Here is a 25,861-nt window from a genome sequence, read left to right as displayed (position 1 = left end):
ATGCCCGATGCCCTGATCGCACAGCTGATGCGAATCAGCTGTACATACCGGGTTATCTGGTTTCGGAGGCGGTGAGCATGGCCTTGGTGACCTGCTCGTAGAGATCCTGGTAGCCGCCGGGCGTGGAGGCGGGCAGCACCACGGTCTTGGCGTTGTTGGATTCGGACAGCGAACGCATCACATCGAGGTATTGGTTGAACAGCACGACGTTGTTCACGTCGTTGATGTTCATGCCCACTGCCTGCAGACTCTTGATTTGGTCGACGATACCGTTGGCGATCTCACGACGGTAGTTGGCCTGACCTTCACCCTGCAGGCGGGTCTTCTCGGCCTCGGCGGCGGCTTGGGTCTCGATCTGGATGCGCTGGGCCTCGGCGCGCTGGCGGGTGGCTTCCTTTTCACGCTGCGCGGCGTTGATGGAGTCCATCGCGTTCTTGACCTGAGCACTCGGGTCGATCGCCGTGATCAGGGTCTTGACCACGGTGAAACCGAAGCGGCTCATCTCGTTGCCCACGGTCTTCTGCACGTCGAATGCCACATCATCCTTGCGGGCGAACGCATCATCCAGGCTCAGCGCCGGGATGGCTGAGCGCAGCGCGTCCTCCATGTAGCTGCGCAGCTGTCCGGCAGGATCACGCAACTCGTAGTACGCGGTGGCCACATCATTCGGGTTGACGCGGAACTGCGTGGAGGCCACCACAGTGACGAACACGTTGTCGAGCGTCTTGGTCTCCAATTGCACATTGAGCTGGTTGACGCGCATGTTCGTCTTCATGGCGATGCGGTCAACGAATGGAATGCGCATGTGGATGCCGGCGAACTGCACCTTCTGGAATTTGCCGAATCGTTCGATGATATACGCCTGCTGCTGCGGCACCACGAAAATCGCGGCGAACAGCAATGCGATGATGACTATCAATACAATCAGCAGCAACAGCATGCTTCCTCCCAACATGGCTGCGATGGTCATGCACAGCCCCCTTTCGTACAAGGTTTCTGCGCGGCATACCATTATGCCGTCGACCTGACAGTCACCATCCTATCAGTCGGCCGGCTACCGGAGAAGCACCACGCCCGTCTCATGCGGCAAGGTCCGCCCGGCCAGCGGGCCCGCTCCGACATAGTGGAACACCGGGATGCCGTAGCGCTTGGCGGCATCGGCGACCAAACGCTCCTCCTCGTCCCCCTTGACGCGGACGAATGCCACCGGCTGGTCGTCCGCATCGAAATCAATAGACAACGATTTAACATACGAATCGATGGCCTGGCGCTCGGATACGATGCGGTCTCGCTCGATGAAACCACCGACACGGCGGAGGAACGCCGGGATGGACCCCACGGTATCGGGGACGGCCGGCTCCCCACGCCGTCGTTCGAACTCGTCCACGCGCGCGTCATGACGGACCAGGTCCGCCGGGATGTCATAGGTGAGCTCCAACACCCTGCCCGGCCCGTACAGCATCAGCTCCCGTTCCGGACGACGCACGAAACCATAGTGGAGATACAGGTGAACGGCCTGGGTGAGATTCAGTCCGGAGTTGATACCCACTGTGGAGAAGCCAAGCCCGCCGATCTGCGCGACCGCGAAATCCACAAGCCGATGTCCGAGCCCACGCCGGCGGGCGTCCGGATCGACGGCGAGCAGACGGAACATGCGCTCACCTTGATGGAAATGCCATAGCTGGTCGGCAGGGCCGAATGCCGACAACGGGGTGAGCACCACGCCCAGCAGACGATGTGCACGCGTGTCATCGGCGACCCAGATGTGCCATGCCTTGGCATGGCCGGCGATGTCACGCATGTCCCGCTCATACCGTTCGGACACGTCGATCACACTGGAATACGCGCGATACAGCACTTCGCCCACCGCGTCATATTCATGTGGCTCGGCTTCGCGGATGATGATGCCGTCTTCGGTCTGCAGCTGCGATGCGGCCATGATGCTCGCTCCTCGTTGGCTTGGTTGTCTGGATCTGTCTTGGTCTTGTTGCCGTTGTCGGCTTTCGACGGTCAGCCCGGGCCCGCGACGACCGCCGCAGGCCCGACACCCCTGTCAGTATGCGCTCTTGAGCAGCGCCTTGACGTCCTCACGGCTCAGGTTGGTGTAGTGACCCAGCGGATATCCGATGCCGCCGCCGATCTGGTCGAGCACCTCCTCGAAATCGTCGTTGGGCACGCCCTGTTCGGACAGACGGATCGGCACGTGCAGGTGGTTCACGATGAGATCCTCGAGCTTGTCCGCCAGCAGCAGCGCGTTCTCTTCTTCGGTATTGAGATAAGGGTCGGCACCGAAGACTCGTACCGCGAGTTTGGCGAATTTCTCGGGATTGCGGCTCGCTTCATACCGCACCAGCGCGATCAGCACCGCCGCGTTGCCTTCGCCGTGGATGATATCGTAGACGCCGCTCAGCGCGTGCTCGATGGCGTGGATCACGCCTTCATGGATGGAGTACCGCGGGCCGGTGGCATCGGCCGAGCGCAGCTGCGGGTTGACGTATGCGGACAGCCAGTGCAGATCGGTACGCGCCTGCAGGCTTTCCGGATTCTTGGCGAACCGGATGGCCGCGTCGTATTCGGCTCGGAACACGTTCTCCTCAAGCTGGTCGACGAGCGCGAGCGGCGCATTCGGCGTGAAGTACTTCTCGAGGTTGTGCACGATCATGTCGACGGTGGCCGCCGCAAGGTACCGGTATGGCGCGGTGCGCGAGTATTCGGGGTTGATGATGGTGAAGGTCGGCTTGATGGCGATGGGAGCGGCCCCGCCCTTGATGTGACCGTTGGTGATCACCGAAGCGAAGGAGACTTCGGAGCTGGTGCCGGGGATGGTGGAGATGGTGCCGACTCCGAGCACCTGGTGTTCCGGCTCCGTACGCTTATGGGTGTAGAAATCCCAGACGTCGCCGTCATAGTTCTTGCCGAGGGCCACGGCCTTGCCGGTGTCGAATGCGCTGCCGCCGCCTGCGGCGATGACGAAGTCCACGTCATGTTCGCGTGCCTGTTCGATGAGCGTGTGCACCAGCTCCAGCCGGGGGTTGACCTGCACTTCGCCGTTTTCGATGACGCTGATTCCCAGTTCCTTGGCGGTGTCGAGCACCTTCTGCCGGATGCCGAGCTCGTTGACGTAGTCGCCGCTGTATACGAACAGCAGTGACTTCACATGGTTCTTCTTCAGCAGGTATGGCAGCTTCTCCTCGGCTCCGACACCGAAGACGACTTCAGTGCCGGGAAGGTCGGCGATTCGGGTGGTGTACTGCTGGTCTGCGGGATTGTTGGACATGATGGTTCCTTTGCGAATGAGTATGTATCGATGATGTCGATGATGCGCCCGTCGAGAAATGACGGCGCCTGACTGTGCAGGACTGCGGTTGCAGTGATGGATGCCGCTGGATTACGGCGATGGATGATGATTCGGATTGTCGCGTGGTACTGGCGGTCACACGCCGGCGAACGGGAAGCCGTCGTCATTGGTGACGTATGGCTCGTCGGGCAGACGCGGCGTGGAGAAGTGCACGCCGTCGTCATGGCTGCGCTTGGCCTGATGGAAGTGAATCAGGCTCAAGGCCACGCCTGCAGCACCGACCTGATAGCCGACTTCCGCCTTCAGACGTCCCACATCGCGCAGCGCGTAGGATTCCGTGTACCAGCGGCGTCCGAGCTTGTCGGACCAGGAGCGGATCAGCAGATCGTCGGCCTGTGCGCTTGCGGCTTGGAACCACAGCTCTTCGCCGGTTTCCAACCACAATGCGGTGAACGCCTCCAATACCGCGGCACCGCCGCAGCATTGGGACAGCAGCCAGTAGTTGTCCTGGGCGAGACGACCGGGAACACCGCTGCGGATGAGTCCGCGTCCGAATCGACGTGCCCAGCCGATTGTGTCTGCGGGGTCATCGCTGATGCGGGCCACCGCCGTGTAGATGCGGATGTATCCGGAGGAGCCGGAGCACAGGCCGAAACGCGCCTGACCGGATTCGTTGAGGTTGCGTGAGATGGCACTGTCCCCCACCACGATGGCCTTGGTCTTGACGGTGTCCAATGCACGCAACGCGGCTTCTTTGAAATCATCGCGGCCGGTGGCCAGCGCAAGGTTCGAGAACGCCAGGGCGATGCCGTCGCCGCCTTCGAGGAATCCGTCGATCATGGCCTTATCCGGGAATGAGGCGTATCGCTCGCTCATGTCATGCAGATGCATGTATGGCCAATGCGAACCGTCGTCGTCACGGATCTCCTTGGCGAGCAGGTCCTCGCCCGCCTGAACGGCGACATCGGTGTAACGCTGTTCGCCGAGCGCTTTGCCGATGGCAAGCAGCGCGTTGAGGATTCCGGCATCGCCCCAGAGCGGCGACAGGCCGGTCCATCCTTCACCGGGACGATACCGTTCAGCGAGCGCGTCGGCGATGTTCACCGCCAACAGACGCCAACGTTCGTAACGGGCCGCCGCTTCAGCCACCACTGCGGCGATGCCTGCAAGCCCGCCGCAGTATCCGGTGTCCGGGTCGACCGAGATGAATTCATGGTCGGGCTCGGTCAGGATGCTCCAATGCGTCTCCAGATACGAGAGCGCCTTGTTCAGTCGGTCGAGATCGCCGTCTTCGGCGAGTTCGCTGTTCAGCTTCGCCAGTTGGAACCAGGCGACGCCCGCTGCGCCGGTGTACAGGGAAAGCGGGCCGTAATTGGCTCCCCATTCCTCGTGTTCCGGCCAGGTGACGAAGCTGCCGTCCTCCTTCCATGAGCGGTCCACGTACTGCTGCGCTTCCGCTACCGCCTGTTCGATGGTGGGCAGTTCGCTGCCCGGGAACGGCTTGCCGTCATAGGTGGGCCTGAGATTCGCGATGGTCAGTGCCGGTTCGCTGTGTTGCGGTTCGTTATGTTGTTGTTCGGTCATGAATCTTCCCCCAAGATTGTGATCGTTGTGTAAGTTCAGTTTTGGCAAACGATGCGGATTCCGTTTAGAAATCGTGCTACGCCGGCAGCTTCTCCCCCGCGGTCACCGCCACGTCGAGCCTGTTCGATGCCGGAGCCAGCGGGCAGGTGGCGTATTCGCTGTAGGCGCATGGCAGGTTGGTGGCGCGGTTGAAGTCGATATGGTCAATGCTCTCCGGTTCGCTCACGTCAAACGTCAGCACCCTGGCGCCGCCATAGCTTTCCTTGCCGGAGGTTCCGTCGCGGAACAGTACGAGTCCCTGGCCATCCCCATGACCTTGGAACACGACGAGCCGCTGCGGCTTGCCCTCAAGTTCGAATTCCAACTCGCCGATGGCCTGCTCCACATGGTTGAGGTAGTCGAGCGAGGCGTCCACGGTCACATCGCTGACTTCGGTGTATGGCTTGTAGGTTGCGGGAACCACCCAGCGTTTGCTTGGCTCGAAGGCCGGAGTGCCCTTGAAGTTCACGCGCTTGGCCGCCTGCGGGTTGCGCACGCGCACGGCGTATTGGTTTGGGCCACCGAGTCGCTTGATGAGTTCGGCATGCACGTCGCGGTAGACCACGACAACCACATTCGCGTCCTCGGCAGGTTCCGTGATGAACCCGCGAGGACCGCCCAACGGAAGGTTGTTGACGGTGACGACTTTGCCTGCGGCTGGCGTGTAGGTGACCGTGTCACCGGCCTGTGACCATGACCCCGGGAAGTCCGAGACTTCGATGGTATTGCCGTCCTTCAGCCAATTGAGGCTGGTGATGGACAGAAAACCGTATTCCGAGGCGAACCGTTCGTCCTTGTCCTGGTGCCACTGGCGCCACTCTTGGACGAACTGGTCGTCGCCAAGCTCCTCGATCTGCTGGTATGTGCTCATGGAATGAGTTCCCCTTCTCGTTTGGCAATGCTCTTCATGGAGATGCCGGATGATTGTTGAGAGAATCAGAAGCCCCAACTTCTGATGGTTTGTACTCTACGCCATACTTCACCAGGAAAACACCACGACGCCATATGAAAAACTTATGCTCTGTTACACTGCCGAATGCCGGCAGCCAGCCAGCATATGTCATGCGCAGCAGTCGCCTGGCAGCAAACACAACGAGGGGCTTCACACACGTGAAGCCCCTCGCGAAACCGCCGGGAAACAGCTACGCCAGACCAATCAATGCCGCAACCAAACGGTCCGCACCCTCGCGCAGATCCCGTTCGGGCAGCGCGGAGAATCCGATCCGCACATGGTCCGCATAATCGCGATGCGCAGGGTCCCGGCCCGGTTGTTCCGGAGCGAACGAATCGCCTCGGGTCACCAGCACATTCTGGCGCGCCAGAGCGTCCTGCACATGCGGATCATCAATCCGTATGCCTTGAGGCAATCCCAGCCAGAGGAAGAACCCGCCTCGAGGTTCGTCGAACGCAACGGCATCGCCGAATCCGGTTCGCAATGCCGAAGCCAATGCTTGTGCACGGCCTCGGTAGAGAGCACGTTCGGCCTCAAGCAATCGATCAAACCAATACGGCTCCTGCAAGAGACAAGAGATGGCATACTGTCCGAGTGCCGTGCTGTTGCCGTCCACGCAGGCGCGAATGGCACTCATTCGCCGCACTGCATCGCTTGAGGCGATCGTCCACCCTACACGCCATCCGGGTCCCAGCGTCTTCGAGAACGTGCCGATTTCGTAGAGCGGCGAATACCGTTCCGCGTGGCGGTAGTCATCCGGGAAGCCGTCCGGCTCATGATCGAACCACAACTCTCGGTATGGATTGTCCGCGATAACCGCGAATCCGTATCGATCGGCGAGCGCAAGCAGTCTGCTCTTGTGCTCGGCTGAGGTCAGGGTCCCGGCAGGGTTCTGGAAATCGGGAATCGTGTAGAACAGTTTGTACCGTCTGCCTTCGCGCAACCGCTGCTCCAGCTCGTCCAGATCGATGCCGCCCGCATGCAGTGCGATGCTTTCCAGACGTGCCCCGGCTCTGCGGAAGATGTTGAGCGCGAACGGAAAAGTAGGACTCTCCACCAACACGGTGTCCCCGGGGTCGATCAGTGTCTGCGCTGCGAGGAATATGCCGTTCATCGCGCCATTGGTGACCAGTACATTCTCCACCGGAACCCCTCGCCAATGCGCCACCTGTTCGCGCAGCTCCTGGATGCCGAACGGCGAGACATACGACACCGAGGAGAACGCGGTGGCGGGATTGCCCAGCACCCGCCCGACTGCTTGACTATACGACTCATAGGGCAGTATGTCGGTTGCAGGCACGCCTCCGGTCAGATTGACCAGAGGCGTATCACCCACGTGGTCCCGATTCAGCGGAAGGAAACGGCGGCGCGCCCAGATTGTTGGCGATATGCGAATATGCTGCATAAACGCTCATAGCCACTTCCCCGGGTTGAGAATGCCTTGGGGATCGAGCGCATGCTTGATGGCCCGCTGCAGTTCCAGATTGCGCGCGCCCAGCTGTAGGGGCAGATAGTCTTTCAGCCCCAGGCCTATGCCGTGCTCGCCGGTGATGGTGCCACCAAGTTCGAGCGCACGGATCAACAGCCGATGGCGTATTTCGGACAGCACCGCCGGGGGCTCGCTCTCCTCCTCCCGCCGTCTCGCAAGGAACACGGCGTGGACGTTGCCGTCGCCGATATGCGCCGCCAGCGAGAACCCCACACCTTGCGACTGATGGTTCACGGCCTCCGATTCGATGTCCCGCAGATACCTGGCGGCAACCGAAAGGGGAACCGCGGCATCCACCTCCACCAGCCAGCGTGGATGGTCCGAGGGCGGGATGGCCCGTCCGCTGGTGCGCAATTCCAGGAATGAGGCGACTTCATCCTCGCTTGGGGCGATGACGCTGGCACCCGTGCCGCGCAACGCTTCGCACACCAGATCGCGTTCCTGCGCGCTCGCCAACCCATCGGTTTCGACGACCAGCATCCATTGCGCATCACCCACGGCGGGGATGTAGGCATCCGGATACGTCTGTATGTACGGCACGCCCATCAGGTCGAACGTGGACACCTGCACGGCGACGCCCTGCACCGCGTCGACCGCTTCGCCCACTTCGGACAGATCATCGAGGAACGCAATCGCCGCCGACGTCGAAATCGGTTTGGGCAGAAGCTTGAGGGTGGCCTCGACCACGACGCCCAGCAATCCTTCCGAGCCGGTGAACAACGAGGTCAGATCCAGCCCGGCCACATTCTTCGCCACACCGCGCCCGGTGTCGATGACGGAACCGTCCGCCAGCACCACCTTCAATGACAGCAGCGACTGGCGGGTGGTGCCGTATTTGACGCAGTGGAATCCCCCTGCGTTCGTAGCGATGTTGCCGCCGATGCTGGAGAAACCGGCGCTGGCGGGATCCGGCGCATAGAACAGTCCGCTCCCCTCCAGATACCGGTTGATGTCCGCCGTGACCACTCCAGCCTGAACGGTTATGGTGCGGCTGACCGCATCAAAGTCCACAATGCGCTTGAGATTGGTGGTCAGCAGCAGGATGCCCGGCTGTGATGGCGCGGACAAGCCGCCGATACCGGAGCCCTCGCCCCTGGTATACACCGGCACGCCAAGCGATGATGCCAAGCGGAGCACGGCGCTGACACCTTCGACGCTGTCCGGCAGCGCGACGGCGTAGATTTCTCCCACGCCATCCTGCCGAGAACGCCGCTGGATGGCGTCAATCTGCGCGGGATCGACGACCAATTGCCCCTCCGGCAGTATTTCAGCCAGAAGCTCCACGACTCTTTTCGAATCGAGTGCCAGGAGATCGGCAGTCTCCGCTGCCTGAATCACTTGCTCTTGGATATTCGTCATGATGTTCCCCAATACATCCATAATGAAGGCACGATGCCCGATGGAATCGATCTGGTCCGAGTCGAGGCGACCGCCCTTTCCGGTCCGCCTCGCCGTTTCCCACGCCGTTACCGAGCACACTGGAATCCACACCCGGATTCCACACCTGGAATCCGCGATAATCAGCGCCCGAGCCGCCCGCCCGGTATCGCGGCCAGTAGTTTGCGCGTATAGTCCGCCGTGGGATGATGCAGCACGTGAGACGCCGCGCCCTCCTCGACGAGATGGCCTTTGCCGATGACGGCGATACGGTCGGCGATGTTCGATACCACCGCCAGATCATGGGAGACGAACACATAGGTGAGTTTCAGATCCCGTTGCAGCGTCGCGAGCAGATCGACGATCTGCGCCTGGACGATGACATCCAGCGCGGACACCGGCTCATCGAGGAACAGCACCTTGGGTTCGACGGCGAGGGCGCGGGCAATGGCCACGCGCTGGCATTGACCGCCGGAAAGCTCCGTGGGCTTCGCGGTCAGCACGGATTGCGGCAGTGCGACAAGGTCCAGCAGTTCGCGCACTCGGTTGGCGCGCGAACGGCCGTCTCCCACATGGAAGGCCTTCAACGGCTCACTGATGCAATCGGCGATAGAGTATTTCGGGTCGAGCGAATCGAAGGGATTCTGCTGTACGAGCTGGAAATCCCTTCTCGCGTTGCGCAACCTTGCTCCACGCAGTGTGGAGAGGTCGTTCCCGTTGACTTCCACGGAACCATTGGTGGGCGAGGTGAGCGCCAAAGCCAGTCGCAGCAGCGTGGTCTTTCCGGATCCGGATTCGCCGACGATCGCCAGGGTCTCACCTTTGCGGGCAGTGAGCGTAACGCCATCGACCGCCTTGAACACCCCCGCCGGCGTATACCCGGTGCGGTAAGTCTTGGTGACGTCTTTCCATCGGACCGCAACCTCGGGTTCCGGTGCGGCTCCGCCGGTCAAATGCTCACGGCCGGTTTTTGTCGGGATGTCCTCACTGCGGAATGACGGCGATGCGGCGAGCAACGCCTTGGTGTAGGTTCTCCCCGGATGCCCAAGCACATGTCCGGTTTCGCCGGTTTCCACGAGCTCGCCGTTGTGCATGACCAGCACGTCATCGGCCCGGTCCGACACCACAGCCAAATCATGGGTCACCATCAGGGTGGCGATGTTGCGCGCCTTGCCCAACGTCTCGAGGACGTCGAGGATCTTCTTCTGCACGGTGACGTCAAGCGCACTGGTGGGCTCGTCGGCCACGATCACCTCGGGATCGCTGGCCAATGCCTGCGCGATCAGCACACGCTGCTTCAATCCGCCGGACAGCTCATAGGGGTATTGGCGTGCGCGCAAGGCGGGTTCATCGATGCCCACCTCCTCCAACAGTTCAAGGACACGAGACTGCTGCGCCCGCCTGTCGAGGCCGCTATGGTGCAGACGGACGATCTGTGCGACCTGCTCGCCGATACGCATGGTCGGATCGAGGTTGCTCTGGGGGTCCTGCGGTACGAATCCAACGATGCGGCCACGCACTTGGGCCCATTCCTTCGGCCCGGCATGCTCGAGCGCATGCCCGAGAAGGTTGAGGGATCCGGTCACTTCCGCGCTCGCAGGAAGGATGCCCAGCAATGCCTTGACCACTGTGGATTTCCCTGACCCCGATTCGCCCACGATGGCCAGCGTGCGGCCGGCCTTCAGCTGCAATGAGATGTCATCCACGGCCGTATGGGCTCGCCCATGCGCATGGTAGGTGACGCTCAGGTGCGAGATCTCGCCGACCAGTTCGCCTGTTGTTGCCTCGCTCATAGGTTGCCTTTCTTCTTCAATGATTGTGCGATGACGGTGATGGACAACACCGTGAGCACCACGGTCAGACCGGGCAGCAGCGGCACCCACGGGCTGGTGACGAGATAGCTGCGGCCGTCGTTGATGAGCGAACCCCATTCCGCAGCCGGCGGTCTCGCACCGAATCCAAGGAAGCTCAGCGTGGCGACCGCCATGATCACGCTGCCGAATTCAAGCAACGCCAGCACGGACACGGGTCCGATGGCATTGGGGATCACATGCTTGAACACAATGGAGGCCACCGGCACCCCATTGACTTTCGCCGCTTCGATATACGACCGCTCCCGCACCTTGAGCACCTGGGACCGCGTGGTGCGCGCGAATCCGGGCAGGATGCCGATGCCAATGGCTATGGCGACCGGAGTGGTGCCGAACCCTATGGCGGTGACGATGGTGATGGCCAGCAGCAATCCAGGAATGGACAGCAGTACATCCACCCCGCGCATGAAGAGGGCGTCAAGCACTCCGCCGAAATAACCGGCGATGACGCCCAGCAGAAGGCCGCCGAAGAACGCGATGGACAGCGATACGAGACTCGCCAGGATGGTGGCCCTGCCGCCGTAGAGCACGCGGGTGAACAGGTCACGCCCCACCTGATCGGTGCCGAACCAATGCTCGGCCGAAGGCGCGAGCAGCTTGTCCGCAGGATTGGTCTTATACGGATCTATCCGCGTGAACAACTGGGGAAAAGCCGACGAGACGATGACGAAGGCCAGGAAGACGGCCGACAATACGACGAAGAACCGTTTGGTGATGAAGCCGGTGATGCGATTGGCCACATGGTGTCTGGGCTGCGGTATGGCGACGCCCAATACCGGCGACTCAGTAATACTGATGCTCATTGTGCCCCTCCTTTGCGAATGTGTGAGATGCGCGGATCGAGCACGGGGTATATCAGATCCACGATGAGATTGATGACGACGAACGCTGCGGCCGCGAGCAATACCACGCCTTGCACCACCGGGATATCCTGGTTCTCCACGGACTGCTGCACCAGCATGCCCACGCCTTGGCGGGAGAATACGGTTTCAGCCACGATCGCGCCGGTCACCGTATGCCCGACGACCAGGCCGAGCATGGTGAACGCCGGCAATGCGCCGTTGCGCAGCACATGGGTGGCGATGATGGTGCGGTAGCTCAGACCATGCGCTTTCGCCGTGGTGATGAACTCCTCATGCAGCACTTCCTCGAAGCCGGTGATGAGCAGTCGGGAAAGCAACGCCATCATGGGGATGGACATGGTGATAGTCGGCAATATCAGGGTCTGCCAGCCTTCGGTTCCCACTGCCGGCAGCAATCCAAGTCCGAAGCTGAACACCTGCATGAGCAGCAGGCCGATCCAGAACGATGGTACGGATACGCCGAGCGTGGGCAGCATGTTGATGAGGCTTCGGATCCAGTCGTGCCTGGTGTACGCGGCGAAGAAGGCCAGCAGGAAGGCACCGATGAACGACACCACGATGGACAGTCCGCTGATGACCAGCGTGTTGGACAGACGCTGTGCGATGAGCTGGCTGACCGGAAGTCCCTGCATGTATGAGGTGCCGAAATCGCCGTGCAGGGCGTTGACCAGCATCGTGAAGTATTGCTGCAATGGTGTCTGGTCCAGGCCGTACTGGTGTTTGACCGCTTCCAGCTCGGGTCCGCTGATGGTGCCGTCGGGGATGCCTCTGGCGTGCAGGATCAGATCGATGGGGTTGGCGGGCAGGAGATTCAGGATGATGAAGGTCACCGTATAGGAGGCCCACAGCACCACCACCGCCTGCACCACCCTGCCTGCCACATAGAGAAGTTGATCTTTCATATTGTTCCAATCCGGGTGTTATATGCGGTATGCCGGCTAACATCTTTCGCCAGAGGTTCGTTGACGAATTCACTGCCCTTCAGTCCCGCTTCTCGGGACGGCTCCCGGACAAGGGGAGCCGTCAATATAATCAACGAATTTCTGACGCAGGGTATTAGCTCAGCCAGGTGTCGTACAGGGAGATGAAGGATTCGGCGGTGTAGCGCACGCCGTGCACGTTCTTGGCGAGGGCGAGGTCGCCGGTGCGCTCGTAGAACGGGATCTGGAGGTACTGGTCGGCGAGGTACTGTTGCAGTTCCTGATAGATCTTGGTGCGTTTCGCGGTGTCGCGTTCGGCGATGCCGGCATCGAACAGTTCGTTGAGTTTGGCGCGCTGCTCGTCGTCGGCGATGTTCCATCCGCCTCGGTTGCCCTTCTCGCTGCGGATATCGATCAGATTGCCGATGGCCGAGGGGTCGCTTCGCGTGTAGGTCCAGAGCATCGACAGATCGTAATCGTTGGTCTTCTCCTTGTTCACCGAATCCGCATAGGTGCCGATCTCGATCTGCAGGTCGATGCCGACCTGGCGGAACTGGTCGACCAGAAGATCCTGGCCGGCGTTCTTGTTGTAGTCCAGCCATACCAAGGTCAGTTTCTTGCCGTCCTTGTACCGGTAGCCGTCATCCTTGAGCCTCCAGCCGGCCTTGTCCAGCAGTTTGCCGGCCTGCTCCGGATCGTACTTCACCGCTTCGGGCGTGGCTTGGAAGCTCGGTGTCGTGGCGCCGAGCACGCCCTGCACCAGTGGGTAGTCCTTGCGGAAGATCGTCTGTGCGTACGAGGTGCGGTCGATCGCCAGTGACACCGCCTTGCGCACGTTGATGTCCGTCAGCGGACGTCCCTCGGTGCGCGTGTTCGGATAGATGTCGTATGAGGTGCCTGGGAAGGCTCGGGTTTCGATGCGCCCGCCTGCCGCTTTGATCTGGTTCGCGTCGTTCTCGAGGATTGGCACCGCAGACGAGGCGAGGATCAGGTCGGTCTGTCCGCCCACGAAGTTGCCGGTGCGTACGGAAGTTTCAGGAATATATGAAACTTCGATGCGGTCGAGGTAGGCGTCGCCCTTCTGTCGCTTTTCGAATGGTGAGGGTGTTGTGTATCCCTTGCGCTTGGTGAACGTGGTTTTGCTGGTGATGTCCCACTGCTCCAGCACGAACGGACCGGTGCCGTACAGGTTCTCCCCGTGGCAGCGCTGCTGCGGGGTCTGATCGAGAGAGGCCGGCGCGATGATCGCCAACGTGGTGGTGGCCGTTGCCTGCAGGAACGCGGCGTTGAACTTGGAGAAATGGAATTCCACGGTGTCGTCATCCACTTTGCTCACGGATTCGAGGCCTTGGATGTAGTTGCCGCCGGCGGTGCCCCAGCCTTCCTTGACGCCTTGCAGATCGGTTTCGAAGTTCTTCACCACGGCGTCCGCGTTGAATGCCTCCCCGTTGGAGAAGGTCACGTCATGCTTGAGATTGAACGTGTAGGTCTTGCCGTCCTCGCTGAGCGTCCAGTCGGTGGCAAGCCACGGCTTGATCTCGCCGGTCTTCGGATCCTGATCGGTCAGGGATTCCGCGAACTGGCGCACCAGCGTACGCGATGCGGTCCATGATGTCTGGAATGGATCGATGCAGTTGAGGATCTCGGTCGGTTCGGCGATGCGCAAGGTGCCGCCCGAGACCGGATCGCCAGCCGTCTCCTCGGCGCCATTCGTCGCCGCGTTTGCGGCGCTGCCGCAGCCGGAGAAGACCAGCAGTCCCGCGATCGCCAGCGCCACAGCTTTGGTTCGTACGGCTTTGGATCGGCCAGTGCCGGCCCGCCTCGAGATACGATTGTCCCCCATAAGATAATTCCCCTTGATATTGCGATGGTTCAGGCCTTCCGGCCCCGGCCCTACGCATCCCCATGCGTCCGCCGTTAGCGACAACCGTACAGTATTCCGGCAGTTCGCACACCCTCGTGCCTATATGCGTTATCTATATGCCGCTCAAAACATGCGAAGGGCCCTTCACCTATATATGGTGAAGGGCCCCCGCATGACCGGCCGAGTGACCGCCATCCTTACGGCGGCAACGGTGTTCGATTCCTCAATCGCCGGCCGTCAATTGTCGTCGCCCAGACGTCGCAACGCACGTTCGGCCACAGTGGCCAGCAGATCTGCGCCGGCTGCGATGGCATCGGTCTTCGCATAGAACGTCGGACCGTGCATCGGACGGTCGGCGTTGCCGACGCCCAGGTGGATGAACACGCCTGGCGCCTGGGCCTGATAGTAGGAGAAGTCCTCGCCGCCGAGCGTGGGCTTGGATGGCTTGACGGACAGACCGAGCTCTGTGGCGGTATCGGTGGCCAATGCCGCCCATTCGGCGTCGTTAATCACCGATGGCGCGCCGAATTCCCATGTGAAATCGCCGGTGACGCCATAGGCCGCCGATATGCCCTGCACCAAGGCCTGAAGGCGATCATGGATGACCGTGCGGTCCTCCGGATATGACGTGCGTGCCGTTCCTTGCAGGAACGCGGTGTCCGGCACCACGTTCCACGTGTTTCCCGCTTCGACGTTGGTGACGGTGACGACTCTCGGATGAATCGGGTTGACGTCCTGTCCGGCGATGGATTGGATGCCCTCGATCAGCGTGGCGGCCACGCGGATGGGACTGGCTCCGCCGTTGGGCCGTGCCGCATGCGTGCCTTTGCCGTGGATGGTGATGCGGAACTTGTCGACCGCACCACTGTCGGGACCGGCGGAGATGAGCACCTCGCCAGGCTCTCCGATGTTCGTGTCATGGGTGCCGAAATACGCCTCCACGTCATCCAGAGCACCGGTGTTGAGCACGGTCACCGCACCGGTAGGGGTTTCCTTGGTGGCTCCCACCTCTTCGGCCGGCTGGAAGATGACCTTGACTTCGCCGGCGAATTCCTCCCGACGCGCGTTGAGCAGTAGCGCAGCCCCCAAGGCGACCGTGAGATTGTAGTCATGGCCGCATCCATGCAGATACCCCTTGTTGAGAGAGGCATACGGCAGACCGGTGTTTTCCACGATCGGCAGCGCGTCGATGTCGCCACGCACCGCCACCACATGACCGGCACCCGCTTGCCGCCCCTGTCCTGTGACCTTTGCGACCAGACCGGTCTTCAGACCGGTATCGAGAATCTCGATGCCATGATCGGCGAGAATGGCCGCGATGCGCGTGGTGGTTTCGACTTCCCCGTATGAAGGTTCGGGATGTTGGTGGAACCAGCGGTAATAGGTTTCCAGTTCCTGCTGCAATGTGTTGTCGGCCATGGGTACCCCCTATCCAGTCATGACCCTGTGGGTTGATCGATTGCCCGCAACCGCCCGCCTTGGGCATGATGCCCATCTATGCACTTCGGCTCCCCTGTTTCAGGGGAGCCGAAGTGCAGCGGCCGCGATCCGGCGAGCGCCGTATCACTTGAGTTCGCCAAGCTCCTCGAGCTTGTGCTTGATATCCAGAGCGGAAGGCTCCACCTGGAACGCGCCGTCGGAATAGACGACGACGGGAATGTGCTGCTGGCCGCTGATGGCCACGGCACGATCCTTGGCACCCTCCTCGGTTTCGATGTCGTGCCAGTTGAACGGCGCTCCGAAATCGTTCAAAGCCTGCTTTGCGCGATGGCAGTCGCCGCACCAGCTTGCCCCATAGACGTCAATGGCCATATGAGCTTCTCCTTTGTTTCGTAATCGTCGTGAACGGTATCCGATGATATATCAGAAGTGTTCGTTGAGCTTCTTCTCGCAGTAGTTCTGCAACCATGTCAGCACGGTGCAGAACAGCAGGTAGATGAGACCCACCTCAATGTACAGCGCCAACGGCTCGTAATAGATCGCCACTACGCGCTGGGCGGACATGAACATCTCCACCACGGTGATGTTTGCGGCCAATGAGGTGTCCTTCACTAATGCGATGAACGAATTGAACAATGCCGGGAACGCCGAACGGAATGCCTGCGGCAGGATGATGCGCCGCATGATGGTCACATAAGGCATATTGGCGGACAGGCCCGCCTCAAGCTGTCCCTTGGGCACGGCGAGAATCGCGCCGCGCAATGTCTCGGACGCATACGCCCCCACATTCAGCGAGAATGCGATCACCGCGGACGGCAGTGCGGGGATAGTGATGCCCACGGAAGGCAGGCCGAAGAAGATCACGAACAGCTGTACCAGCAACGGCGTGCCTCGGAACACCCAGACATAGACCCATGCGATCTGCGACGCCACCGGCACTTTGGCCACGCGGACCAGCGCCACGAGAATCGCCAGAAGCAATCCGATGGTGAATGATATCAGCGTGAGCGGAATGGTCACGGTGATGCCGGGAATCAGCAGCTTGGTGAAGGAATCAACGACTATTCCCCATACTCGTGCATCCATTGGTCATCCTTTGCGTATTGGTTGGATACTCCCGCTCGTCGCCGTTCATCGGGCCGGTTCATGCCGGCGGCCCCCTTCAGAGCGAAGGGAGCCGGAACAGCGGTTGGAAGCGATGCATCACTCCTGGGAGAAGTCCTCGCCGAAGTACTTCTCGGAGATCTTGGTCAGGGTGCCGTCCTTCTGGAGCTTGGCGATGGCGTCGTTCACGGCCTTGACCAGATCGTCGCTGCCCTTGCGGAACGGCAGCTGGGCGGCCGGCGTCTTCTCGGTCTTGGCGGCGATCTTGATGTTCGCGTCGGGCTTCTGCTTGAGGTAGTCGAGCACGGCGAGACCGTCGTTCAGGGTCACATCGGCGCGACCGGTGGTCAGCGCATCGACGGCCTGGCCGAAGTCGTTGACCTGCACGATGGTGGCGCCCTTCTCCTGGGCGGTCTTGTTCCAGTTGGAGGTGCCGGTCTCCGCAGCCTGCAGACCCTTGACGTCATCGAACGACTTGACGCCCTTCGGGTTGTCCTTGGTGGTCACCACCACGCCATAGGAATAGGTGTACGGTTCGGTGAAGTCGTACTTGGCCTTGCGCTCGTCGGTGGCGCTGATCTGGTCGGCGACCGTATCGTACTTCTTGGCGTCCACGCCGGCGAGCAGCGAATCGAAGCTGCCTTCGGCGAACTCGGCCTTGACGCCGACTTCCTTGGCGATGGCTTTGGCGACCTCGACGTCGTAGCCGGTCAGCTCGTTGGTCTTGGAATCGTGGTAGCTGAACGGTGCGTAGGTGCCTTCGGTGGCGAAGACGATCTTGCCGGCCTGCTTGACCTGCTCCAGGGCGCTGGCGCTAGTGGAGCCGCTGTCAGCGGAACCGGCGGAAGACGAACCGCAGGCGGCCAGCGAGAACAGCACGGCGACGCCGGACAGCAAGGCCACGGCCTTGCGAATCACATGATTGGTGGACATGACAATTTCCTCTCTTCTTGTCATTGTGGATACATTTATTGCGGATAGATCGAGGCGCAGTAGGCGTCAATCGCGAACTCAGCCTCACTGCGCTGCCGGAATCACCAGCACATTGTTGGTGGACGACAGGAACTCCGCGGTCCGCTGCTGCTGGGGGTGCTCGAAAATCCGTTTAGGATCCCCCTGCTCGATCACATGCCCATGTTCGATGAACACCACCTTGTCCGAAGCCTCATAGGCGAAGCGCATCTCATGGGTCACCATCAGCATGGTCATGCCGTCACGGCCCAGCTGCTTGATGACCTCAAGCACACCGGAGACCATTTCGGGGTCCAACGCGGATGTCGGCTCGTCGAGCACCAGCAGTTCCGGGTTCAGCGCCACCGCGCGGGCGATGCCCACGCGCTGCTGCTGTCCTCCGGACAGCGTGCTGGGGTGCCGATCCGCGAAATCCGCAAGTCCCACCCTGTCAAGCTGTTCGGCGGCGATCCTACGGGCTTCCGCAGGTTTGACGCCCTTGGCATAGATCAGCGGCTCGGCGACGTTCTGCAATGCGGTTTTGTTGAGGAACAGGTTGTAGTTCTGGAATACGAACCCGATCCGGGCACGCACCGCACGAATGTCGGACGCTTTGGTGCTGGTCAGATCGATTGGCCCGTCTCCGAAATCCACGGTGCCGGCATCCGCCCGTTCCAGAAAATCGAGGATGCGCAGCAGTGTGGATTTGCCTGAACCGGAGGGACCGATCACCGTCACGACGCTTTTGCGGGGGATGTCAAGATCGAGCCCATCCAGCACGGCGGTGCCGTCGAAGCTCTTACGTACTCCCCTGATCTCGATCATCGGTTTCCTCTCATGTTCCTGTGCCGCACTTTCCGTTACGCACGGACTACGATACCTCGGGCGCAATGCCGATACGTCGGCATTGCTATAGGCATTACCTATGAGGTGCTATCCACGCGGATTCCATATGGTATCCGGACCGGAAAACCCATCCCCTCATATTCCGCCCTGCGCCGAAATCACGGGAATGGGATGGGCCGCGCCCGGTGTCGCGTCCGGTACAGCCGTGGTTTGTAACGCGCTATCGGTTTTCCCGATTGCCACGCCACTGTCATACGCCTCGCACCGTGCTAGGTTCATGCACAGTGTCCGCACGTCATTCCCCCGCCCGACCTGTTTTCGGCACAGCGGATCCGGAGGCAACGAGCCGGACGAATGCAGACAGCGGAAACGCCCGGAGAATCAGGGAGGTAATCGACTCATCGTGACCGAATACGTCCAGATCAGCATCGAGACTCTGCACACTTTCCTTTCGCGGGTCTTCGTGGCGCGCGGCTTCAATGCCGCAGACGCCTCGTTCATCGCCGATACGCTTATCGATGCCGACCGCCGGGGCATCAGTTCGCACGGCGTGCAGCGTCTAGCCATGTACGACCACAAACTGCGCCACGGCATGATCGACCCGAATGCGCACGCCACCGTGGTCAGCGACGTGAAGGCATGCGCCGTGCTGGATGGCCACAGCGGCATGGGACAGCTCATCTCGCGCGATGCGATGGAGCTTGCCATCTCCAAAGCCCAGAACCATGGCATCGGCATCGTCGCCGTCCGCGACTCCAATCATTTCGGCACCGCCGGTTTCTATGCGCGCATGGCGGCCGATCAGGGCCTGATCGGCCTGGCCAGCACCAACAGCAATCCGCTCACCGTACCGACGCATGCCGGTCTGCCGGCGCTGGGCAGCAATCCTATAGCGTTCGCGGTGGGACAAGGCGATGACCAGCTGGTCTATGACGCCGCCACCAGCACAGTGTCCCTAGGCAAGATCGAGGTGCTGGTCAAGCTCGGCCAGCCCATTGAAGGCGATTGGGCCGTAGACGGGCAGGGCCTCATCAACCACGATTCCGCCGACGTGATGGACAATATCAAGGCGACTCCGCGGATCGGCGGTCTGACGCCGCTGGGCGGAGCCGGTGAGACGAATGCCGGTTATAAGGGATACGGCCTGGCACTGATGGTCGAAACATTCACCGGCATCCTTTCCGGCGGGCTGCTGTCCCTCGATATGCGGGGACAGCACATCTGCCATTGTTTCGCCGCCATCAGTCTGGAGTCGTTCGGCGGCGCCCCGCTGGTCGGCAGCCGTGTCGCCGAGCTGTCGCGCCGGCTCCGGTCCATGCCATCGGTGGACGGTCACGACGTGCTGGTTCCGGGAGACAAGGAGAACACTGCCTTCCGGATCAACACCACCACGGTGACGGTCGATGAGGCCACATTCCGGCAGCTGGCAAAGATCGGCGAGCGCACCGGCATCGCAGCGCCGCCCGCCATCGCACTCGACGAGTATCGATGAACACCTATGAACACCGATACAACCAATCATCGCAACGAACACACTATCCACCACCCATGAACCCAGCAAGGCAGTCACCAGTGAATCAGCCATCACCGTCGCACCAGTTCAATCCGACAGACTCCGTCATCCCCCAGCTTTCCAATCTCACGACATCGGTCATCCGATCGTTCGATGCCGAAGTATCCGATATTCCGGGAATACTGAAACTCACCTTGGGCGAACCGGATTTCGCGACCCCTGATTTCATCAAGGATGCGGCAGCGGCGAGCCTTGCGCGCAACCGTACGCATTACGCGCCGAACGCCGGCACTCCCGGCCTGCGTCAGGCCATCGCCGACTATCTTGCACGCCGCCGCGACCTGCATTTCGACGCTGCTGACATCGTCGTCACCGAAGGCGCCAGCGAGGCGATCAGCAGTGCCTTGACCGCCTTGCTGCACCCGGGCGCGGTACTGGTGTATCCCACGCCGGCGTTCGGCCTGTACGAGAGCATGGCCAGACTCACCGGCACCGAATCGGTGGCGATCGACACCAGAGGCACCGGTTTCATCCTCACGCCGGACGCGTTGGAACGCACCCTGGACTCCCTCAAGGGACGCGACACGGTGCTGGTCATCAATTCGCCGAACAATCCCACCGGTGTGACGCTGTCCGCCAGCCAGCTGCAAGCGCTTGCCGAGGTCGTGGAGCGGTATGACGTGACGGTGCTCAGCGACGAAGTGTACGCAGAGGTCAGCTACGAGACCCGCCCGGCACCCTCCATCGCGCAGTTCGCGCCCGACCGCACCGTCGTGGTGGACAGCACGTCGAAAAGCTATGCGATGACCGGCTGGCGACTTGGGTTCTTCGCCGCGCCGCACGCGTTGTCCGCGCAACTGGCCAAGGTCCACCAAATCCATGTGTCCACGGCTGCCACCTTCACCATGGACGCCGCGCAGACCGCCTACGAACAAGGCGACACATCAATCGATCTCATGGTCGGGGAATACCGCGAGCGCCGTGATTATCTGGTGCATGCGCTCACCGAGCTCGGATTCTCGATGGCCAGGCCTTCCGGCGCGTTCTACTTGTACGTACGCATTCCCGAAGACTATGAGGGCACCGGCTATGACTATGCCCGACTATTGGCGAGAGAGGCGAAGGTCGCAGGCATCCCCGGCGAGGCGTTCACCAGCGGACCATCACGGTATATCCGATTCAGCTATGCCGCAGGGCTCGATACGCTGCATGAGGCCGTCAGACGCATCCGGGCATTCAGGCAATCACATTGACCTCGCATGCGTATGCGCCCGTCGCATCGTCAATGGCGCATCATTCCACTCGTACCAACCCAATCCATCAGAAAGGCCCTTCCATGACTTCCATCGCGTTCTATCACTGCATTGACGAGGAGCGTCCGTTCGCCGAGCAGTGGGCCGCCGAACACGACGTCCATGTGGAATGCTTCCCGTTCGAACTGCATGAGGATACGCTGCACACCGTCGAAGGATTCGACGGCATCTCCTACAAGCAGCGCAGCGCGCCAAGCGACGACCCGGATTTCTACCGTCGCCTGAGCGCCTACGGTATCCGCCAGATCGCGATCCGCTCCGCCGGATACGACACCATCGACCTGAAGACCGCGGCGGAGAACGGCATCCGCGTCACCAACGTGCCGTCCTACTCCCCCAGTGCCGTCGCCGAACTGACGCTGACGCATATCATGCGGCTCATCCGTCATGTGCCGCAGTTCGACGAACGCGCCACCAACCATGATTTCTCGGTCAAGGGACTGATCTCACGGGAGATCAGCAAACTGACCGTCGGCATCATCGGCGTCGGCCGCATCGGCTCCACGGTGGCGCGCATCTTCCATGCGCTCGGCGCGCAGGTGCTTGGCAACGACATCGCGCCGAACCATGAGCTGGACGGCATCCTCACTTGGGTGAGCAAGGATGAGCTGCTGGCGCGGGCCGACGTGGTCACCATGCACACGTATCTCGACGCGAGCACGCGGCATCTCATGGACGCCTCCCGATTCGCGCAGATGAAACCGACCGCGTATTTCGTGAACAATTCGCGTGGCGGCGTGGTCGACACCCCGGCGCTCATCGATGCGCTCGACAATCATGTGATCGCCGGGGCTGCAATCGACGTGCTCGAAGGCGAGGCGACGCTATTCGGCCACACCCTGCCCGCCGACCAACCGACCGGGCACCCGTACTATGATGCGCTCAACGCCATGCCGAACGTCGTCATCACCCCGCATATCGCATTCTTCACCGACGTGGCGGTCAAGAACATGGTCTGCCAATCATTGGACGACGCACTGGCGATCCTTAATGGCGGCACCAGCCCACACGAAATAGCACCATATGACAATCTGGCTCACACCAGATAGGCAACGCCATATCATTACGGCAACGGCATGCAACACCTTCGACAGAGAGGACACACTATGGCTACTTGGCAGGACGAGCACGTCCACATCCGCCGCATGGCACCCGAGGATTACGAGGAGGCCTATGCGCTCTGGGAGCACACTCCCGGCATGCATTTGCAATCATTGAACAACACGTATGGCGGCATCGCGCTGCTGCTGTCCAAGAATCCGGATTCCTGCTTCGTGGCCACCGATCCGGAAGGCAAGGTGATCGCCACCGCGCTGGGCGCCACGGACGGCCGCAAAGGCTACCTGTATCATGTGGCGGTCGATGAGCAGTGGCGCGGCCACGGCATCGGCACCACACTGATCAACCGCATCTACGATGTGTTCAAGGCCATCGGCATCGTCAAGATTGGCATCCTGGTGGTGGCCGACAACATCGAAGGACAGGAATTCTGGAAGAAGCAGGGCTGGAACACCCGCCCTGACGTGATCTACTTCGACCACGATCTGTGAAGTTCCGCAGTCCGTATGCGCACCCTCGCCTGTAACCGGCCATAACCAACACCGATAAAGAACAGGCCAAGTCACCTTGTCCCATCGGTTAGGCTCGCATATGTTGCCCGGACATGCCATCCGGGAACAGCGATCAGCCAGACAGAAGGGACATTGCCAGATGGCGGACACCATCATCGAGATCAACAATCTCAGCAAGACCTACAACACGGCGAACGGTCCGTACACGGCGCTCAAGGATGTCAGCCTGACCATCCGGGAAGGCTCCATCTTCGGCATCATCGGACTGAGCGGTGCAGGCAAGTCCACGTTGGTCCGATGCCTCAACGGCCTGGAACCCATCACCGGCGGCCAACTCACCGTATTGGGCAAGGATGTTCCCAAGCTCAAACCGGCTGAGCTGCGCGAACTGCGCAAATCCATCGGCATGGTGTTCCAGCAGTACAACCTCATGCCGTCGCGGACCGTGGAGAACAACGTCGCATTGCCGTTGCGCAAGTCGCGTCTCAGCCGCGAACAGAAAAAGGCCCGTGTCAAGGAGCTGCTGCAGCTCGTCGGACTGGAAAGCCATGCACGGTCCTATCCGTCGCAGCTGTCCGGCGGCCAGCAGCAGCGCGTGGCCATCGCCCGCGCGCTGGCCAACCATCCGCGAATCCTGTTGCTGGATGAGGCGACAAGCGCACTTGACCCGGACACCACCAAGACGATCCTCGAACTGGTGGAACGTCTGAACCGGCAGCTTCATCTGACCATCATCGTGGTCACGCATCAGATGGATGTGGTCAAGCAGATCTGCACGGATGTCGCCGTCATCGACAAGGGCACGATCGTCGAGCAGGGAGACTCGTTCGACGTGTTCTCGGATCCGCAGGCCGACCTGACCCGTCGATTCGTCTCGAATTCGACTGGCCTGAGCCGCATCTACGAGCTCATCGCCAAGCGTTCGCCGCTGCTTGCCGCTGCACCGGGCGAGCGATTGATCCATATGCAGTACGTGGACAAGACCGTCTCGGAAGGACTCGTGTCGATTATTTCGACGCGCTTCGGCCTTACCGTCAATATCCTGTTCGCTTCGCTCGACATCGTCGACGGCTACCCACTGGGCAGCATCGTCGCCACATACAAGGGCAGCGACGAGCAGATCGATCAGGCGCTCGAGTTCCTGAAAGGCAAAGGCATCCGCACCACATTGATCGAACCCGGTGACGTGGCGGCAGCAGAAAGCGACGCCGACGAGACTACCGCGGTCGAGGCCACGGCCGCGAACCACGACCATGACAAGGAGGATGCACGATGAGTGTTCTCGAGACTTTGTTCCCGCATGTGATGGAGAACCCCGACGTCTTCGTCGAGTCGCTGATCGAGACGTTGCAGATGTTCTTCATCGCATCACCGTTCTGGTTCGTCTTCGGCATCTTCTTCGGCCTGGTGCTCGCCGTGACGAAGAAAGGCGGCCTGCTGGAGAACCGGCCGGTGTTCGAGTTCCTCGACAAGCTCGTCAACCTATGCCGCTCGATTCCGTTCGTCATCATGATCGCGTTGCTGTTCCCACTGACCCGTCTCATCGCCGGCACGGCCATTGGTGTGGAAGGCGCGATTTTCCCGCTGATCGTGGGCATCACACCGTTCTTCTCTCGTCAGGTCGAATCCGTGTTCAACGGGCTGAACCCGACGCTCATCGAATCGGCGCAATCCATGGGCTTCGGGCCGCTGTCGATCATCTGGCACGTGTACCTGCGCGAGAGCATCGCGGGCCTGGCGCGAGTGACCACGATCACCTGCATCAGCTTCAACTCCGAGATCGCCGTCATCGGCGCCATCGGAGCCGGAGGCCTCGGCGATTACGCGAACCGTTACGGCTTCGAGCGCAACCAGCTTGATGTCACAGTCGCGGCGGTCATCGCCCTGCTGATTTTCATCACCATCATCCAGACCATTGGAACCTTAGTTGGGAGGAAGAATGAACATTAAACCATCGATTCGCTCACGCGTGTTCACCGGTATCCGGACGGGACTTGCCATCATCTCCGCAATGGGCGTGCTACTTACGGCTGCTGCCTGCGGCTCGTCCTCCGCCTCCGGCGTCACCACCGTCAAGGTCGCATTGACCACATCGACCGATGACCCGCTATGGGACCAGGTCAACAAGAACCTGGAATCCGAGGGATCCAAGGTCAGGGTTAAGACCGTTGCCATGAAAAGCGCCGTGCTCGGCAACCAGGCTCTTGAAGCCGGCGACGTCGATCTGAGCGCGCAGCAGCATTACGCGTTCCTGAACGGTGAGATCAAGGAGAAGGGCTATGACTTCACGGTGATCGGCGAGGCATACATCAGCCCGTTGAACATCTATTCGAACAAGATCAAGAAGGTCTCCGAACTGAAGAATGGCGACAAGGTCCTCATCCCCAACGATGTGACCAATGGAGGCCGCGCACTGATCGTGCTGCAGGAAGCCGGCGTCATCAAGGTCGACCCTGACAAGAACGACCCGGCCAAGGGCGTCTACCCGGCGCAGGAAGACATCACCAGCAATCCGAAGAACATCGAGATCGTGCCCACTGACCGCAACATGATCATGAGCTCGCTTGATGATGCGGCGGCCGGCATCGCCAATGCCAACGCTGTGGTCGATTACGGCAAGAGCCCCGAGAAGGACTCCATCTTCAAGATCGACCCCGACCCCACGAAGGATGTCAACAAGCCGTGGATCAACGTCATCGTGGCCCGCACCAAGGATAAGGACAATCAGGCCTACAAGGACATCATCAAGGCCTATCATCAGGACAATGTCCGCGATCTTATGGAGAACGAGTCCAAGGGCGCTGAAATCCCGACGTGGTGATGACAGACAGCTGTACAGAAAAAGCCTCTCCTTACGGAGAGGCTT

At 60.9% G+C, this 25,861-nt stretch carries 23 protein-coding genes; 7 read left to right on the top strand and 16 right to left on the bottom strand.

The window, feature by feature from the left end:
* Positions 1-52 precede the first annotated feature (52 nt).
* The 16 genes from BW09_RS07630 to BW09_RS07555 all read right to left on the bottom strand — a co-directional run bounded on the left by BW09_RS07630 (position 53) and on the right by BW09_RS07555 (position 18,577).
* Positions 53-940: an SPFH domain-containing protein gene (locus tag BW09_RS07630; protein WP_375137574.1), complete on the bottom strand. Its 888-nt coding sequence runs from the start codon at positions 938-940 to the stop codon at positions 53-55.
* Between the two features lie 114 nt (positions 941-1,054).
* Complete coding sequence (locus tag BW09_RS07625; protein WP_140464005.1) at positions 1,055-1,939, bottom strand: GNAT family N-acetyltransferase; 885 nt, start codon at positions 1,937-1,939, stop codon at positions 1,055-1,057.
* A gap of 114 nt (positions 1,940-2,053) precedes the next feature.
* Positions 2,054-3,277, bottom strand: coding sequence for an iron-containing alcohol dehydrogenase (locus BW09_RS07620; protein ID WP_052382027.1), 1,224 nt, complete (start codon positions 3,275-3,277; stop codon positions 2,054-2,056).
* A gap of 156 nt (positions 3,278-3,433) precedes the next feature.
* A complete protein-coding gene (locus BW09_RS07615; RefSeq protein ID WP_044090029.1) occupies positions 3,434-4,882 on the bottom strand; it encodes a lanthionine synthetase LanC family protein in 1,449 nt (482 codons plus the stop codon).
* A gap of 76 nt (positions 4,883-4,958) precedes the next feature.
* Positions 4,959-5,792 carry a DUF1684 domain-containing protein gene (locus tag BW09_RS07610; protein ID WP_044090030.1) on the bottom strand — a complete coding sequence of 278 codons (834 nt, stop codon included), beginning with the start codon at positions 5,790-5,792 and terminating at the stop codon, positions 4,959-4,961.
* 271 nt (positions 5,793-6,063) lie between these two features.
* The gene (locus BW09_RS07605) at positions 6,064-7,209 is read right to left on the bottom strand and encodes a PLP-dependent aminotransferase family protein (protein ID WP_181161786.1); all 1,146 of its coding nucleotides are present in this window, start codon (positions 7,207-7,209) and stop codon (positions 6,064-6,066) included.
* Between the two features lie 75 nt (positions 7,210-7,284).
* Positions 7,285-8,721, bottom strand: coding sequence for an FAD-binding oxidoreductase (locus BW09_RS07600; RefSeq protein ID WP_161788313.1), 1,437 nt, complete (start codon positions 8,719-8,721; stop codon positions 7,285-7,287).
* Positions 8,722-8,882: 161 nt separating this feature from the next.
* Positions 8,883-10,532 (bottom strand): ABC transporter ATP-binding protein, encoded by a 1,650-nt coding sequence (locus BW09_RS07595; RefSeq protein ID WP_044090031.1) that lies wholly within the window; start codon positions 10,530-10,532, stop codon positions 8,883-8,885.
* On the bottom strand, positions 10,529-11,413 hold the full coding sequence (locus BW09_RS07590; protein WP_044090032.1) for an ABC transporter permease: 885 nt from the start codon (positions 11,411-11,413) through the stop codon (positions 10,529-10,531). Before BW09_RS07590 ends, BW09_RS07595 begins: the two co-directional genes overlap by 4 nt.
* Complete coding sequence (locus tag BW09_RS07585) at positions 11,410-12,375, bottom strand: ABC transporter permease (protein ID WP_044090033.1); 966 nt, start codon at positions 12,373-12,375, stop codon at positions 11,410-11,412. The genes BW09_RS07590 and BW09_RS07585 overlap by 4 nt, the downstream gene beginning before the upstream one ends.
* 154 nt (positions 12,376-12,529) lie before the next feature.
* Positions 12,530-14,236: an ABC transporter substrate-binding protein gene (locus BW09_RS07580; RefSeq protein WP_052382023.1), complete on the bottom strand. Its 1,707-nt coding sequence runs from the start codon at positions 14,234-14,236 to the stop codon at positions 12,530-12,532.
* 258 nt (positions 14,237-14,494) lie between these two features.
* On the bottom strand, positions 14,495-15,676 hold the full coding sequence (locus BW09_RS07575; RefSeq protein ID WP_044090035.1) for an amidohydrolase: 1,182 nt from the start codon (positions 15,674-15,676) through the stop codon (positions 14,495-14,497).
* 144 nt (positions 15,677-15,820) lie between these two features.
* Entirely contained in the window at positions 15,821-16,069 is a 249-nt protein-coding gene (locus tag BW09_RS07570) for a mycoredoxin (protein WP_044090036.1), read from the bottom strand.
* Between the two features lie 51 nt (positions 16,070-16,120).
* Complete coding sequence (locus tag BW09_RS07565; RefSeq protein ID WP_140464002.1) at positions 16,121-16,783, bottom strand: amino acid ABC transporter permease; 663 nt, start codon at positions 16,781-16,783, stop codon at positions 16,121-16,123.
* A 117-nt stretch (positions 16,784-16,900) separates the two neighbouring features.
* Positions 16,901-17,734, bottom strand: a complete 834-nt coding sequence (locus BW09_RS07560) for a transporter substrate-binding domain-containing protein (protein WP_044090038.1) — start codon at positions 17,732-17,734, stop codon at positions 16,901-16,903.
* Positions 17,735-17,818: 84 nt separating this feature from the next.
* A complete protein-coding gene (locus BW09_RS07555) occupies positions 17,819-18,577 on the bottom strand; it encodes an amino acid ABC transporter ATP-binding protein (protein ID WP_044090039.1) in 759 nt (252 codons plus the stop codon).
* A gap of 424 nt (positions 18,578-19,001) precedes the next feature.
* On the opposite strand from BW09_RS07555, the gene BW09_RS07550 reads away from it, so the two are divergent.
* The 7 genes from BW09_RS07550 (at position 19,002) to BW09_RS07520 (ending at position 25,816) form a co-directional block, all read left to right on the top strand.
* Complete coding sequence (locus BW09_RS07550) at positions 19,002-20,090, top strand: Ldh family oxidoreductase (protein WP_052382022.1); 1,089 nt, start codon at positions 19,002-19,004, stop codon at positions 20,088-20,090.
* An 80-nt stretch (positions 20,091-20,170) separates the two neighbouring features.
* Positions 20,171-21,364, top strand: coding sequence for an aminotransferase class I/II-fold pyridoxal phosphate-dependent enzyme (locus BW09_RS07545; RefSeq protein ID WP_161788314.1), 1,194 nt, complete (start codon positions 20,171-20,173; stop codon positions 21,362-21,364).
* Positions 21,365-21,447: 83 nt separating this feature from the next.
* Positions 21,448-22,473 carry a D-2-hydroxyacid dehydrogenase gene (locus BW09_RS07540; RefSeq protein WP_044090040.1) on the top strand — a complete coding sequence of 342 codons (1,026 nt, stop codon included), beginning with the start codon at positions 21,448-21,450 and terminating at the stop codon, positions 22,471-22,473.
* A 57-nt stretch (positions 22,474-22,530) separates the two neighbouring features.
* Positions 22,531-22,974, top strand: a complete 444-nt coding sequence (locus tag BW09_RS07535; protein WP_044090041.1) for a GNAT family N-acetyltransferase — start codon at positions 22,531-22,533, stop codon at positions 22,972-22,974.
* A 160-nt stretch (positions 22,975-23,134) separates the two neighbouring features.
* Positions 23,135-24,271: a methionine ABC transporter ATP-binding protein gene (locus tag BW09_RS07530; protein ID WP_181161787.1), complete on the top strand. Its 1,137-nt coding sequence runs from the start codon at positions 23,135-23,137 to the stop codon at positions 24,269-24,271.
* Positions 24,268-24,945 (top strand): methionine ABC transporter permease, encoded by a 678-nt coding sequence (locus tag BW09_RS07525; protein WP_044090042.1) that lies wholly within the window; start codon positions 24,268-24,270, stop codon positions 24,943-24,945. Before BW09_RS07530 ends, BW09_RS07525 begins: the two co-directional genes overlap by 4 nt.
* Entirely contained in the window at positions 24,935-25,816 is an 882-nt protein-coding gene (locus BW09_RS07520) for a MetQ/NlpA family ABC transporter substrate-binding protein (RefSeq protein ID WP_140464000.1), read from the top strand. Before BW09_RS07525 ends, BW09_RS07520 begins: the two co-directional genes overlap by 11 nt.
* Positions 25,817-25,861 lie beyond the last annotated feature (45 nt).

This window comes from Bifidobacterium sp. UTCIF-1 (assembly GCF_006408915.1).
Lineage (GTDB): Bacteria > Actinomycetota > Actinomycetes > Actinomycetales > Bifidobacteriaceae > Bifidobacterium > Bifidobacterium reuteri.
This window is presented reverse-complemented; position numbering and strand designations above follow the sequence as displayed.